Origin of the sequence: Pectobacterium carotovorum (assembly GCF_900129615.1) — a bacterium.
In the GTDB taxonomy this organism is placed as follows: Bacteria; Pseudomonadota; Gammaproteobacteria; order Enterobacterales; family Enterobacteriaceae; genus Pectobacterium; species Pectobacterium carotovorum.
This window is the reverse complement of the sequence record NZ_FQWI01000003.1, coordinates 529,610-543,592: the sequence shown is the minus strand read 5'-3', so window position 1 is coordinate 543,592 and position 13,983 is coordinate 529,610. Positions and strand designations below refer to the sequence as shown.

Sequence of the window (13,983 nt, the reverse complement as noted above, 5' to 3'; positions counted from 1 at the left end):
ATACAAAAATAATGATTATGCCGCCGCAACAGCGATCTGATGCTGGCTAAAGCAGTTACGCAGTTTGCGGGCAAACAGCAGCGCGTGTTGTCCATCGCCGTGAATACATACGGTATCCGCTTGTACGTTAACCCAGGAGCCGTCGATCGCCCTAACCCGCTGACGTTGAATCATCTCCAGCGTCTGCGCCAGCGCCAGCTCATCACTGTTAATCAATGCCCCCGCCTGAGTGCGTGGCACCAGCGATCCGTCAGGCAGATAGCAACGATCGGCGAACACTTCCTGACGCGTCTCCAACCCCAGCCGTTGCCCAGCGCGGATTAATTCGCTTCCCGCCAGCCCGACTAAGCGCAACGCCGGATTCACCACTTTCACCGCCTTGGCTATCGCATCGGCCAGCACCGGTTCGCATGCCGCCTGATTGTAAAGCATGCCGTGAGGCTTAACGTGCGACAACGTGCCCCCTTCAGCAGCGACGATCGCGCTGAGTGCGCCAAGCTGATACACCACCTGTGCAAAGACAATTTCCGCAGGCACATTCATCGCCTTGCGGCCAAAATTTTCACGATCGGGAAAGCTCGGGTGTGCGCCAAGCGCGACCCCATAGCCAATTCCCCAACGCACCGACTGACGCATGGTTTGTGCATCACCAGCATGAAACCCACAGGCAATATTGGCAGACGTCACCAACTTGAGCAGCGCTTCATCGTTCTCACTGCCTTCACCCAGATCGGCATTCAGATCAATAATCATGCAGCCTCCACGCCAGCTGTTCGAGGTAACGTCGCTGTTCTTCGGCGGCTTTTTGCGCCTGTGCCTGCGTACAGTGAATAAAATGTATCGGCTCGCCGAGTCGGATTTGCGCCAGATGGAATAAGTCCGCTTCGATCACCGTCGCAATACGCGGGTAACCGCCGGTCGTCTGCGCATCTGCCAGCAGTACGATAGGGTGACCATTATGCGGAACCTGCACCACGCCCGGCAGCAGCCCATGCGATGGCAGCTCGCGCGGTTTGCTGCCCGGCAATGCAGCGCGCTGTAGCTCAGCACCCAGCAAACGGTAACCCATACGGTTACTTTGCGGGCTCAGTTGCCAAGAAGTTCGCCAGAACAGTTCCTGCATTTCCTCGCTGAATTCCTGATACTCCGGCCCCGGCAAGGCCCGCACGCGATTGCTGAATAACAACTGCTTGATACCGACTTCTTGCGTCAGTTCACGAGTCGGCGTTCCCAGCGGAAGTTCATCGCCATCCATCAGCAAACGTCCGTCAAAGCCCCCAAAACCGGCTTTCAAATCGGTACTGCGCGAACCAAGCGCTTCCGGCACATCCACGCCACCGGACAGCGCCAGATAGCTGCGCATTCCGTTACGCGGCATGCGCATTTTCAACGTTTGTCCCGGCTTCACAGCGAAACGCCAGCCTGTCCAGAGTGGTTTTCCATCCAAGTCGGCATGACAGTCCGCACCAGTCAACGCCACCCAGCAGGCGGTGGTGAATGTTGCGGTAAACTTGCCCAGCGTAATTTCCAGCGCGGCAGCATTCTCCGCGTTGCCCACCAGCAGGTTGGCCATTGTCAGTGCAGGCAGATCGAGCGCGCCTGACTGGCTGATACCCAAACGGCGAAAGCCGATGCGACCGCCGTCCTGCACCGAAGTATGTAATCCGGCATGGATAACCTTCAGCATACGCCCTCCTTCTGTGGCAGAAACCGAACGTTATCGCCAGGACGCAGCAGCGTGGGCGGCATCGTTTGTGGATTAAACAATTTCAGCGAGGTGCGACCAATCAGCTGCCAGCCACCCGGCGTCGCCAGCGGGTAAATCCCCGTCTGTGCGCCACCAATCCCGACCGATCCTGCTGCCACGCGCAGGCGCGGCTCAGCGCGACGCGGCATATGCAGTTTCTCGTTTAATCCGCCGAGGTAGGCAAAACCCGGCTGGAAGCCCAAAAAGTAGACCACATACTGTGCGGCTGCGTGTGCTTCCACAACCTGACTCACTGTCAGGCCACTGTGAGCGGCAACCTCCACCAAATCCGGCCCTGCTTCTCCGCCATACACGACGGGAATGTCGATATCGCGTGGATCAAACACCAGCGATTCGCTCTCTTCCCACCAGCGCTGCAAGCGTTCAATCGCATCCAGCGCCACCTGCTGTGGATGCGCCAGCAGCACTGTCAGATTATTCATGCCCGGAATTGCTTCCAGCACCTCTTCATGATGGTTCAGGCGCTCGGCAAGCCCCCATATCCGCTGCTGGCTCTCCAGCGACATTGGCGGTTCCAGTTCCAGAACGACAGCCCTCTCGCCCAGAAGATAACACCGTGCTCGTTGCAATCTTTCCTCCTGAATCGCGTTTTATCCGTCATGGTGAACATGGCTAAATGATTAGCGTGGCTTACTGTTCTATTTTCTTCTCAACAGCTAAGCAACAACAATGCCAATATCAAAAATGTGACATCATTCCTGTGCGGTTCAGAAACTTTCAACCCATCACGCGGGGTTAGGAATATCAATAAATGTCACATCAAAACCATGCTGTGCCGCCAGCCATTCGCCCAACGCTTTGATGCCGCCACGTTCGGTGGCATGGTGTCCGGCAGCAAAGAAGTGCAGCCCCATTTCGCGCGCGATATGAATCGTTTGCTCAGACACTTCACCGGTAATAAACGCATCGACCCCGAAGCGGGCCGCTTGTTCAATAAAGCCCTGACCGCCGCCGGTACACCAGGCCACGCGTTGTATCTGTTGCGGTGCATTATCCCCACAATGCAGCACGCTACGCCCCAGTCGTTTTTCTACACGGCGGCAAAAGGCGTCTGCCGTCATGGGCTGTGCCAGTTCGCCATACGGCACCAGCGGTTCGATCGCGCCCTGCACCTGAATCTCCAGCAGAGCCGCCAGCTGTGCGTTATTCCCCAGTTCCGGATGTGCATCCAGCGGCAGATGGTAGCCATACAGGTTGATATCATTGAGCAACAGCGTTTTCAGTCGGTTACGCTTCATACCACAGACAATCTGCGGTTCGTTTTTCCAGAAGTAACCGTGGTGAACCAGAATCGCATCGGCCTGCTTCTCTACCGCCGCATCCAGCAGCGCCTGTGAGGCCGTTACGCCCGTCACAATACGTTTTACGTCCGCACGCCCTTCAACCTGTAAACCATTCGGTGCGTAGTCCTGAAACGTCGCCGTGCTCAGTTTCTCGTTAATAATTCTTTCCAGTTCCACATTACGCATACTTACTTTTCTCTTCTCGATCGTTATCCGCCATACCGATATTTTTGGCCGCCTCAAATGCCGCCAGCGTATTCTGACGCGCGGTTTTATGGTCGACGATTGGCAACGGATAGTTCAGCTGATGGTGGTGTTTGTCAGCCCAGCGATGGGGCTGATGAATATCTTTATCCGGCACGGCGGCCAGTTCAGGCAGCCAGTGACGAATAAACCGACCTTCAGGGTCGAAACGCTCGCCCTGCGTTGTCGGATTGAAAATGCGAAAATAAGGTGCCGCATCGGTGCCGGTCGACGCCGCCCACTGCCAGCCGCCGTTATTCGCCGCCAGATCGCCATCCAGCAACTGCGACATAAAGTAGCGTTCACCTTCACGCCAATCGATCAGTAAATCTTTGACGAGAAAACTGGCGCAAATCATACGCAGGCGATTGTGCATCCATCCCGTTTCATTCAGTTGACGCATCGCCGCATCCACGATTGGGTAGCCCGTTTTCCCCTGCTGCCAGGCGGCTAAATCCTCCGGTGATTCTCGCCATTTCACCCACTGCGTCCACGCGGTGAACGGTCGGTGTTTACACAGCTGCGGCCAAGAGACAATCAGGTGGCGGTAAAACTCACGCCAGACCAGCTCGTTAAACCAGGTAAACGCCCCGCCCTCACGCCGTTCCAGCATATCCGGACACTCGGCACGCAGGCGGTTAAAACATTGGCGCGGCGATACGATCCCAAGCGCCAGGTACGGAGAAAGTTTGCTGGTGCCGGGTAGCGCAGGAAAATCCCGCTGCTGATCATAATCATGCACCTGCTCGCGGCAGAAACGGCGCAGTTGCTGTAATGCCGCGCGTTCGCCGCGAGGAAAATCCTCACTATCCACTTCGCGCTGCGAATAGCTGAACGGTGCCAGTTCCACCGTGTTATCGATCGGCTCACCGCGCGCGTCTGGTGCCGGTACGCACGTAGTATCCGACTCCAGCAGGCGTTTGATAAAGGCCTGACGAAAGGGCGTAAACACTTTGTACATCTCGCCGTTGCCCGTCAGCACGCTACCCGGCGGTAACAACAGGCTGTCATGATAACCGTGACAAACCACGCTATCCGCCAGCCGATCTTTCACCTGCTTATCACGCAGGCGCTCGTTAATTTCATACTGATAATTGTAGAAAAGGTCGGTGGCCTGCTGCTGCGCACAAAACTGCACCAGCCAGTCAACCGACGCCGCAAAGTCAGCACATTCGTGGTAATGCAGCGGGATACCTTTTTCGGCCAGCGCATGCTGCACCAGCGTCAGGTTCTCAAGCAGAAAGGCCGCCTGACGCGGTGCCATATCGTGCTTTTCCCACTGCGCAGGCGTGGCGATAAAAACCGCCAGCACGCTGGCATTCGGATCCTGACAGGCGGCGTACAGCGCCAGATTATCGGTAACGCGCAGGTCGTTGCGTAGCCAGACTACATGGGTGGTCATGACATTCCTCGGGCGGTCAAACTAGTGTCCGTAACGCAGGCGTAATGCCTCGGGGTACGGCTCAAAATAACGCTGCTGAGCCAGATACACATCGGGGTATTCTGCCATGTAATGTTTTAGCAACGTGATAGGCGCCAATAGCGGCTGCAAGCCCTGTCGATAGCGGTCGATGAGCTGCGCCAGTTCCTGTCGCTGCTGAGAATTAAGCTGGCGTCGGAAATAGCCCTGCACGTGCATCAACACATTGGTGTGGTTACGCCGCGTCGCAGGCTTCGACAAAAGCTTCATTAGCCGTTTCCGGTATTCAACGATGTAGTCTTCCAGCGATTCCCACTTATCGATCCCCGCAACAAACGGCCCTAGTTCACGGTATTCCGGCTGGGAATGCGCCAGCAGCAGGAGTTTATAGCGGCTATGAAAGGCAATCAGCGCACCACGGCTCAGGCCGTTTTGCCATAGCTGATTCAGTTCGTGTAACGCATAAACGCGCTCAATGAAATTTTCCCGCAAGCCGGGATCCTGCAGGCGTCCGTCTTCCTCAACCGGGAGCCAAGGCATTTGCCGCATCAGCTCCTGCGTAAACAGGCCGATACCACTTTTACGCGCATCCTTTTGCGTTTCATTGTAAACCTTCACGCGCTCCATACCGCAGCTCGGCGATTTGGCGCAGACGATATAACCGCATAAGTGCTGAAGCTGGCTGACTTTGTCAGCGGAAAACGCCGCCATCTGCTGGGTGACATCCAGCGGTGAACCGTTGCTGGCACGCAGCGTGATATGGCTTTCCCCTTCTCTCACCAGCCTGAGTGCCGGACGCGGCACCGGTAAACCAATCGCCATTTCCGGGCAGACAGGTTCAAAACGAAAATAGGGTGCCAGTTGTTCAGCAGCAAACGTCAAACGCTTGTGTCCGCCATCAAATCGCACGGGATTACCGAGCAAACAGGCGCTGATACCAACAGGGATGAGTTCGAGCGTCATGATTTATCCTTATACCCGTCATATTTCAAGTTGCACGTGCGTTGGCATTCTGCAAACCCTCTGACCAGCATAGCGGATTTCACCACGATTCTGTGCAGTCGCAGCGAAGAATAAAGTAATAAATCATGAGATTGGGGAGAAATAACGGAAGAACAGACGGGAAGGGAAAAGGGTAAATCGCGTCAAAACATCCTTAAACCGATACTTCATCGGTTCATTTTTCGTGTTTACCTACCGGAGATGGCAGATAAACACGAGAGACCTTAGACGTTGGCCTTAATAAAAATCGCAGGCGGCGGCTTCGGACTGCGCCATCCAGACCGGTTTATCGCTGGTTTTCAGCCAGACGCGGTGTAAATAGCTGTAAAAACGTGCCCGATCGCGGCGGAACAGCATCACCGGTAACGCCAGCACGCCGATGGCAACCACGGCAGCGCGACGCAGGAGAATACGGTGCAAGGGATAAGTAGTATAAAGCGACATAACGATCCTCCTCTGGGATAAGCACCCTTGTTCAGCGGCGCTTTTCATAACGATAAAATAAGAACTGTGACATTGGTTAAAATTTTACCGCCTTTTCTGAAAGTTTACTACTCATCTGACCAGTAAAAGATGAAATAATCGCCAATTTTTTCGTCATTACGTCATTAAGTTACAGCGACGTTAAAAATAAAATTACCATTGGTTAATTTATGGTTTTAGGTTGGATCATTTTACTCTCTCTTCTTTAATGCTCTCTTCTCACTGCCTTCAGCGTTGCTGGCGCCACAACGCCCTTACGGCCTCCACCGCCTACTTTTCATCCCATTTTTATACTTTTTTTACGCCCACAGACGGGAAATTTGCACCTTCTTTTCCTGCGTTTTCCTACTCTGACGCTGTCTATTCTGTTCTGGAGGTGTGTTGTGACGCTTAGCATCGTCTTAGGCGGCCTGCTCGTGCTGCTATTACTGGCCTATCTGGTTTATGCCTTGTTGAAGGCGGAGGAATTCTGATGGCCGCTGACGCTTTTTTACTGATCTTTGGTCTGCTGCTCACGGTGCTAATCGTAGCCCAGCCGTTGGGCAGCGTACTGGCCCGTCTGATTGAGGGCGAAACGAGTACGTTCCTGCAAAAATTTGAGGCGGGTACTGCGCGCCTTTTCGCTTTGGATACGACGGAGATGCGCTGGCAGCAGTATGCGGCGGCCATTCTGACGCTTAACCTCATCGGCATTGTCGTGCTGTTTGTGCTGTTAATGGCGCAGGGTGCTCTGCCGCTTAACCCAGAAAATATGCCGGGACTGTCGTGGCATTTGGCGTTGAACACGGCAATCAGCTTTGTGACCAACACCAACTGGCAGGCTTACAGTGGCGAAAACACGCTGAGCTACCTGAGCCAGATGGTCGGGCTAACGGTACAAAACTTCCTTTCCGCCGCCAGCGGCATTGCGGTGGCTTTCGCGTTAATCCGCGCGTTTTCCCGCCGCTGTGTCGATACGCTGGGCAATGCGTGGCTCGATCTATTGCGTATCACGCTGTACGTGTTGCTGCCACTGTCTCTGCTGTTAGCGCTGTTTTTCGTCAGTCAGGGCGTATTGCAGAACCTGCTGCCTTACCAGCATCTGACCACGCTGGACGGCGCAGCCCAAACGCTGCCGATGGGGCCCGTCGCCTCACAGGAAGCGATTAAACTGCTGGGCACCAACGGCGGTGGCTTCTTTGGCGCCAACTCGGCGCACCCGTTTGAAAACCCGACGGCGCTGAGCAACATCGTGCAAATGCTGGCGATCCTGTTGATCCCTACTGCGCTGTGCTTCGCCTTTGGCAAAGCCGTCAGCGATAAGCGACAAGGCCACGCGCTGCTGTGGGCGATGGCGCTGATCTTTATCGTCGCCGCTGCCGTAGTGATGAAAATGGAGATCAATGGTAACCCGCATCTGCTGGCCTTAGGCGCGGACAGCGCCGCGAATCTGGAGGGCAAAGAGACGCGTTTTGGCGTCCTGACGTCCAGCCTGTATGCCGTTGTCACCACGGCCACCTCGACAGGTGCGGTGAATGCAATGCATGACTCCTTCACGGCTCTCGGCGGCATGGTTCCCATGTGGCTGATGCAAATTGGCGAAGTGGTGTTCGGCGGCGTCGGCTCTGGCCTGTACGGCATGCTGTTATTCGTGCTTCTGACCGTCTTTATTGCCGGCCTGATGATTGGTCGCTCGCCGGAGTATCTGGGCAAAAAGATCGAAGTCTATGAGATGAAGATGACGGCACTGGCGATTCTGATTCCGCCCGCACTGGTGCTGCTCGGCACCGCGCTGGCGCTGAGTACGGAAGCGGGACGCAGCGGCATTCTGAACCCCGGCGCACACGGCTTTAGCGAAGTGCTCTATGCGGTGTCTTCCGCCGCAAACAACAACGGCAGTGCGTTTGCTGGCCTGAGCGTCAATACGCCGTTCTATAACGTCCTGCTCGCTGTCGCGATGCTGCTGGGCCGCTTTGCCGTCATGGTGCCCGTGCTGGCTATCGCTGGTTCGCTGGTCATGAAAAAGCGCCAGCCGGAAAGCAAAGGCTCACTGTCGACGCGCAGCCCGCTGTTTATCGGCATGCTCATCGCCATCGTTCTGCTGATTGGTGCGCTGACGTTTATCCCTGCACTGGCGTTAGGGCCAGTTGCTGAACATTTACAGTTCGGCCTGACTCACTAAGGCTGGAGACTCTTTATGACTCGTCACACGATGAATCATCAGGCAACACAGGAACCGACCTCAGCCCAACAGGGTGAGGCCTCCCGCCAGATTGGCAAACGTAAACAGCAAACGCTGTTTGACAGAACGTTAATCCGTTCGGCGCTGAAAGATGCGTTGAAGAAACTCGACCCGCGCATACAGTGGCGCAACCCGGTCATGTTTGTGGTGTATCTCGGCAGTATGCTGACCACCCTCGTCTGGCTGACTATTCTGGCAGGTAAAACGGAAGGGAATGCCGTGTTTACCGGGCTGGTGTCACTCTGGCTGTGGTTTACCGTGCTATTCGCCAACATGGCCGAAGCACTGGCGGAAGGTCGCAGCAAAGCGCAGGCAAACGCGCTGAAAGGCGTCAAGAAAACCAGTTGGGCTAACAAGCTCTCCGCGCCGAATCACGATGCCAGTTCAGAATCGGTACCGGCAGACAGCCTGCGTAAAGGCGATATCGTGCTGGTGAGCGCGGGTGAAACCATTCCGTGCGACGGCGAGGTGCTGGAAGGCGGTGCGTCCGTCGATGAAAGCGCCATCACCGGGGAATCCGCGCCAGTGATCCGCGAGTCCGGCGGCGATTTCGCTTCCGTTACGGGTGGCACCCGCGTGCTGTCCGACTGGCTGGTGATTCAGTGCAGCGTCAATCCCGGCGAAACCTTCCTCGACCGAATGATCGCCATGGTTGAAGGGGCACAGCGCCGGAAAACGCCGAACGAAATCGCCTTAACCATTCTGCTGATCGAGCTTACGCTCATCTTCCTGCTGGTGACTGCCACGCTCTACCCTTTCTCCTGGTTCGGCGTACAGGCGAATAACAGTGGCGATATCGTCGGCGTGACCGTGCTTGTCGCTCTGCTCGTCTGCCTGATCCCGACCACTATCGGCGGCCTGCTGTCGGCTATCGGCGTGGCTGGGATGAGCCGGATGCTGGGGGCTAACGTGATTGCCACCAGCGGACGTGCCGTCGAAGCGGCGGGCGATATCGACGTTCTGCTGCTGGATAAAACCGGCACCATTACGCTGGGTAACCGTCAGGCTTCCGCTTTTCTGCCCGCGCCGGGTGTGACCGAACAGGCGCTGGCTGACGCCGCACGCCTCGCGTCTTTAGCCGATGAAACGCCTGAAGGCCGCAGCATCGTGGTGTTGGCAAAGCAGCGCTTTAATCTGCCGGAGCAGGACTTAACGTCGCTGGACGCCACCTTTGTTCCCTTTACCGCCCAAACGCGCATGAGTGGCGTCAATTTTGGGCAGCGTGCCATTCGTAAAGGCGCGGTCGATGCCCTGCGTCGCTACATTGAAGCAAACAATGGTGATTTCCCGCATCAGGTCGAAGAAGCGGTATCCAACGTCGCACGCAGCGGGGGCACACCGCTGGTGGTTGCAGAAGGCAAACGCGTGCTTGGCGTGGTGGAGCTGAAAGATATCGTGAAAAGCGGCATCAAGGCGCGCTTTGCCGAACTGCGCAGCATGGGGATAAAAACCGTGATGATCACCGGCGACAACCCGCTCACGGCGGCAGCGATTGCCGCAGAAGCCGGCGTCGATGATTTTCTGGCAGAAGCGACACCGGAAACCAAGCTGGCGCTGATTCGCCAGTATCAGGCCGAAGGGCGGCTGGTGGCGATGACCGGCGACGGCACTAACGATGCTCCCGCGCTGGCGCAGGCCGATGTCGCGGTGGCTATGAACTCCGGCACGCAGGCAGCGAAAGAAGCAGGCAACATGGTCGATCTGGATTCCAATCCGACCAAGCTGATCGAAGTGGTGCATATCGGCAAACAGATGCTGATGACGCGCGGCTCGCTGACCACGTTCAGTATCGCCAACGACGTGGCGAAATATTTCGCCATTATCCCGGCTGCCTTTGCTGCCACCTATCCGCAGCTCAATGCGCTAAACGTAATGCAACTGCATTCTCCCACGTCAGCCATGTTGTCAGCGGTGATCTTCAATGCGCTGATTATCGTGTTTCTGATCCCGCTGGCGCTCAAAGGGATTAGCTATCGCCCCATGAGCGCGGCGGCACAGTTAAGTCGCAATCTGTGGATTTATGGTCTTGGCGGGCTGCTGGTGCCGTTCCTCGGTATCAAGCTCATCGATATGTTACTGACCGGGCTGAATCTGGCTTAAGGACTGACGGGTATACGCTATGCGCTATTTACGTTCTTCTTTGTTTTTATTCTTATTACTGCTGCTGTTTACCGGTCTGGCCTACCCGCTGCTGACAACGGTGTTGGCACAGTGGCTGTTCCCAACACAGGCAAACGGATCGCTGATTTACCGTGAGAATGCCGTCGTCGGTTCATCCCTGATCGGGCAATCGTTCAGTCGGGCGGGCTATTTTCAGGGGCGTCCGTCGGCCACGTCAGATGCCGCGTATAATGCACTGGCGTCCGGCGGTAGCAATCTGGCCGCCAGCAATCCGGCGCTGGATAAACTGATCGGTGAACGCGCCGCTCACTGGCATCAGGCGATCGGCAACCAGCAGCCGGTGCCAACTGAACTGTTGACGGCCTCCGGCAGCGGGCTGGATCCGCAGATTTCCCCAGAGGCAGCACGCTATCAGGCACTCTATATCGCGCAGGCCAGAGGGATGTCGCTCCAGCAGGTACAGCAATTAATCGACCGCTTTACTGAGACCAGCAAGCCCGCGTTTATTGGGCAGCCAGCAGTCAATGTTCTGTTGCTGAATTTGGCGCTGGATAAGGAAAAGCCTCTGCCTTAATCAACAGTGCGTTACTATTAATTATTATACGGGGAGCCAGACTCCCCGCCGTCTTTGCTACGGCCTGACCACCGTTCAGGCCGCGCTAATAAGGGATAGAACATGATTGACGGTGAAGATCGTCGCCCGGATCCCGATAGCCTGTTGGCACAGGTCGGTGCGCCACCGCGTGGCAAGCTGAAAATCTTTTTTGGCGCCTGCGCGGGCGTCGGGAAAACCTATGCCATGTTGCAGGAAGCCCAGCGGCTGCGGGCGCAGGGATTAGATATTCTTGTCGGCGTGGTCGAAACCCACGGTCGCAGCGAAACCGCCGCGCTGCTGGAGGGTTTACCGCTACTGCCGCTCAGGCATTTTCGCCATCACGGTCGCCACACGGTTGAATTCGATCTGGATGCCGCACTGGCGCGCTGTCCGGCGCTGATTCTGATCGACGAACTGGCGCACAGTAACGTCAACGGCTCTCGCCATCCTAAACGCTGGCAGGACGTGCAGGAATTGCTCGATGCCGGTATCGATGTCTTTACCACCGTGAACGTTCAGCATCTGGAAAGCCTGAACGACGTGGTCGGCGGCGTCACGGGGATTCGCGTACGGGAAACCGTGCCTGACCCGATCTTCGATCAGGCCAGCGAAGTTATTTTGGTGGACCTGCCGCCGGACGATCTGCGCCAGCGCCTGAATGAAGGCAAAGTGTATCTGCCGCTTCAGGCCGAGCGTGCCGTCGAGAATTTTTTCCGTAAAGGCAATTTGATCGCCCTGCGTGAGCTGGCGCTGCGGCGCATGGCGGATCGGGTTGACGATCAAATGCGCGCCATGCGTGCCGGGAAAGGCCGCGAGCAAGTCTGGCATACGCGCGATGCCATTCTGTTATGCATCGGCCACGGCACGGGCAATGAAAAACTGGTGCGTACGGCAGCGCGGCTGGCGGCACGGTTGGGCAGTGCCTGGCACGCCGTTTACGTCGAAACGCCGCGTCTGCACCGCTTGCCGGAACCGCAGCGACGCGCCATCTTGCGGGCGCTCAAGCTGGCACAGGATTTAGGGGCAGAAACCGTTACGCTGTCCGAACCCGACGAAGAGCTTGCCGTCCTGCGCTATGCGCGTGAGCACAACCTCGGCAAAATCGTCATTGGTCGCCATGTGGAGCAGCGCTTCGGCTGGTGGTGGCGCACGCGTTTTGCCGAACGACTCGGCAGGCTGGGGCCGGATCTCGATCTGGTCGTGGTGGCCGTGCAGGATGATGCGCCAGCCGCACCGATTAAAACGCCTGATGCCCGCGGACTGGTAGAAAAATGGCGTATGCAGCTGTTTGGCTGCGGGCTTGCCACGCTGCTGTGCGCCTTTATTACCCTGCTCGCCTCGTGGTCGCCGTTTGCCATGCTGGAGCCAGTCAATCTGGTGATGATTTATCTGCTGGCAGTGGTGATCGTTGCGCTTTTCTTTGGCCGCTGGCCGTCGGTGTTCGCCGCCGTCATCAACGTCGCCAGTTTCGATCTCTTCTTTATTCTGCCGCGCGGCACGTTTGCCGTGTCGGACGCACAATATCTGGTCACTTTTGCCGTGATGCTCGGCGTCGGCCTGCTGGTCGGTAATCTGACCGCTGGCGTACGCTATCAGGCCAGAGTCGCCCGCTATCGCGAGCAGCGCGTCCGCCATCTGTATGAGATGTCCAAAGCGCTGAACCGCAGCCTGTCCAGCACCGATATTGTCGAAGCCAGCCAGCACTTTCTCAGCACGACGTTTCAGGCCAGAATCGCTGTTCTGCTCGCCGACAGCCTGCATCATAGCTCGCCCGAACTCGCGCACCCCGCACGGGATAGTCAGCAGTTGATTGTCGATCATGCTATCGCCCGCTGGAGCTTCGATCACCGCGCGCCAGCCGGAGCGGGAACATCCACCCTGCCCGGCGTGTCGTACCAGATTCTGCCACTCGCCACCACGCAGCAAATCTTCGGCGTGCTGGCGATCGAGCCTAATAACGCTCGGCAGTTGATGATTCCCGAACAGCAGCGCCTGTTGGAAACCTTTACCGTACTGATTGCCAATGCGTTGGAGCGTCTGCATCTGGTGCAAAGCACGGAGAATGCCCGGCTGGATGCCGAACGTGAGCAGTTGCGTAACTCGCTGCTTGCCGCACTCTCGCACGACCTCCGTACACCGCTGACCGTCCTTTTTGGTCAGGCCGAGATTCTGACGTTGAATCTGGCAAGCGAGGGGTCGCCTTATGCCCAACAGGCCAACCAGATTCGCCAGCATATTTTGAACACCACGCGACTGGTGAATAATCTGCTCGATATGGCGCGCATTCAGTCGGATGGTTTTAACCTGCGCAAAGAGTGGCAAACGCCAGAGGAGCTTATCGGCAGTGCCCTGCAACAGCTGGAAAGCGCACTGGCAAAAAACACCATTCAGGTTAATCTACCTGATGAGATGGTTCTGGTTTATTGTGATGCCGGGCTGGTGGAGCGCGTGTTCATTAATCTGCTGGAGAATGCGCTGAAGTACGCCGGAGAGCAGGCCACGATCGCGATTTCAGCACGCGTTATCCCAGCAAGCCTTATTTCAGAGAGCGCTGCCTCGCAGCCCGATGCACAGGAGAGCGCGCTGGAAATCATCGTGCAGGACAATGGCCTGGGGATTGAACACGGCCAGGAAAGCATGATTTTTGATAAATTTTCCCGTGGTCACAAAGAGTCATCGATTCCCGGCGTGGGGCTGGGGCTGGCGATCTGTCGGGCAATTGTGGAAATTCACGGTGGCCGTATCTGGGCAACGAATGCGGAAAGTGGCGGTGCCGCTTTCCATTTCACGTTACCGCTGTCAGCACCGCCGGATCTCGACCCGGAAGATATTGAGGAGCACTGAATC

Annotated in this window: 12 protein-coding genes; 5 read left to right on the top strand and 7 right to left on the bottom strand. The window is 56.6% G+C overall.

Going from position 1 to position 13,983, the window contains the following annotated elements; translation table 11 throughout:
- Positions 1 to 15: 15 nt before the first annotated feature.
- The 7 genes from pxpA to BUB06_RS09460 form a co-directional block, all read right to left on the bottom strand.
- Complete coding sequence (gene pxpA / locus BUB06_RS09490; RefSeq protein ID WP_039472559.1) at positions 16 to 753, bottom strand: 5-oxoprolinase subunit PxpA; 738 nt, start codon at positions 751 to 753, stop codon at positions 16 to 18.
- Positions 743 to 1,687, bottom strand: coding sequence for a 5-oxoprolinase subunit PxpC (gene pxpC, locus BUB06_RS09485; RefSeq protein ID WP_039472557.1), 945 nt, complete (start codon positions 1,685 to 1,687; stop codon positions 743 to 745). The genes pxpA and pxpC overlap by 11 nt, the downstream gene beginning before the upstream one ends.
- The gene (gene pxpB, locus BUB06_RS09480) at positions 1,681 to 2,337 is read right to left on the bottom strand and encodes a 5-oxoprolinase subunit PxpB (protein ID WP_039472555.1); all 657 of its coding nucleotides are present in this window, start codon (positions 2,335 to 2,337) and stop codon (positions 1,681 to 1,683) included. Before pxpB ends, pxpC begins: the two co-directional genes overlap by 7 nt.
- A gap of 156 nt (positions 2,338 to 2,493) precedes the next feature.
- Positions 2,494 to 3,237: a type 2 GTP cyclohydrolase I gene (locus BUB06_RS09475; RefSeq protein ID WP_010284983.1), complete on the bottom strand. Its 744-nt coding sequence runs from the start codon at positions 3,235 to 3,237 to the stop codon at positions 2,494 to 2,496.
- Positions 3,230 to 4,696: a deoxyribodipyrimidine photo-lyase gene (gene phrB / locus BUB06_RS09470; protein WP_039472553.1), complete on the bottom strand. Its 1,467-nt coding sequence runs from the start codon at positions 4,694 to 4,696 to the stop codon at positions 3,230 to 3,232. Before phrB ends, BUB06_RS09475 begins: the two co-directional genes overlap by 8 nt.
- 21 nt (positions 4,697 to 4,717) lie before the next feature.
- Positions 4,718 to 5,677: a YbgA family protein gene (locus BUB06_RS09465; RefSeq protein WP_039472551.1), complete on the bottom strand. Its 960-nt coding sequence runs from the start codon at positions 5,675 to 5,677 to the stop codon at positions 4,718 to 4,720.
- Between the two features lie 276 nt (positions 5,678 to 5,953).
- A complete protein-coding gene (locus BUB06_RS09460) occupies positions 5,954 to 6,160 on the bottom strand; it encodes a YbfA family protein (RefSeq protein ID WP_010299142.1) in 207 nt (68 codons plus the stop codon).
- 422 nt (positions 6,161 to 6,582) lie between these two features.
- On the opposite strand from BUB06_RS09460, the gene kdpF reads away from it, so the two are divergent.
- The 5 genes from kdpF to kdpD all read left to right on the top strand — a co-directional run bounded on the left by kdpF (position 6,583) and on the right by kdpD (position 13,980).
- Positions 6,583 to 6,672, top strand: a complete 90-nt coding sequence (kdpF, locus tag BUB06_RS21765) for a K(+)-transporting ATPase subunit F (RefSeq protein ID WP_039290783.1) — start codon at positions 6,583 to 6,585, stop codon at positions 6,670 to 6,672.
- Complete coding sequence (kdpA, locus tag BUB06_RS09450; protein WP_039472548.1) at positions 6,672 to 8,360, top strand: potassium-transporting ATPase subunit KdpA; 1,689 nt, start codon at positions 6,672 to 6,674, stop codon at positions 8,358 to 8,360. Before kdpF ends, kdpA begins: the two co-directional genes overlap by 1 nt.
- A 15-nt stretch (positions 8,361 to 8,375) precedes the next feature.
- Positions 8,376 to 10,520: a potassium-transporting ATPase subunit KdpB gene (gene kdpB, locus BUB06_RS09445; RefSeq protein WP_039472546.1), complete on the top strand. Its 2,145-nt coding sequence runs from the start codon at positions 8,376 to 8,378 to the stop codon at positions 10,518 to 10,520.
- A 19-nt stretch (positions 10,521 to 10,539) separates the two neighbouring features.
- Positions 10,540 to 11,115: a potassium-transporting ATPase subunit KdpC gene (gene kdpC / locus BUB06_RS09440; protein WP_039472545.1), complete on the top strand. Its 576-nt coding sequence runs from the start codon at positions 10,540 to 10,542 to the stop codon at positions 11,113 to 11,115.
- Between the two features lie 102 nt (positions 11,116 to 11,217).
- Positions 11,218 to 13,980: a two-component system sensor histidine kinase KdpD gene (gene kdpD / locus BUB06_RS09435; RefSeq protein ID WP_039472543.1), complete on the top strand. Its 2,763-nt coding sequence runs from the start codon at positions 11,218 to 11,220 to the stop codon at positions 13,978 to 13,980.
- Positions 13,981 to 13,983: the final 3 nt, after the last annotated feature.

Bases quoted from the DNA above. Each gene is read 5' to 3' on its own strand.
- pxpA (WP_039472559.1), bottom strand. From the start codon at position 753: ATGATTATTGATCTGAATGCCGATCTGGGTGAAGGCAGTGAGAACGAT.
- pxpC (WP_039472557.1), bottom strand. From the start codon at position 1,687: ATGCTGAAGGTTATCCATGCCGGATTACATACTTCGGTGCAGGACGGC.
- BUB06_RS09475 (WP_010284983.1), bottom strand. From the start codon at position 3,237: ATGCGTAATGTGGAACTGGAAAGAATTATTAACGAGAAACTGAGCACG.
- phrB (WP_039472553.1), bottom strand. From the start codon at position 4,696: ATGACCACCCATGTAGTCTGGCTACGCAACGACCTGCGCGTTACCGAT.
- BUB06_RS09465 (WP_039472551.1), bottom strand. From the start codon at position 5,677: ATGACGCTCGAACTCATCCCTGTTGGTATCAGCGCCTGTTTGCTCGGT.
- BUB06_RS09460 (WP_010299142.1), bottom strand. From the start codon at position 6,160: ATGTCGCTTTATACTACTTATCCCTTGCACCGTATTCTCCTGCGTCGC.
- kdpA (WP_039472548.1), top strand. From the start codon at position 6,672: ATGGCCGCTGACGCTTTTTTACTGATCTTTGGTCTGCTGCTCACGGTG.
- kdpB (WP_039472546.1), top strand. From the start codon at position 8,376: ATGACTCGTCACACGATGAATCATCAGGCAACACAGGAACCGACCTCA.
- kdpC (WP_039472545.1), top strand. From the start codon at position 10,540: ATGCGCTATTTACGTTCTTCTTTGTTTTTATTCTTATTACTGCTGCTG.
- kdpD (WP_039472543.1), top strand. From the start codon at position 11,218: ATGATTGACGGTGAAGATCGTCGCCCGGATCCCGATAGCCTGTTGGCA.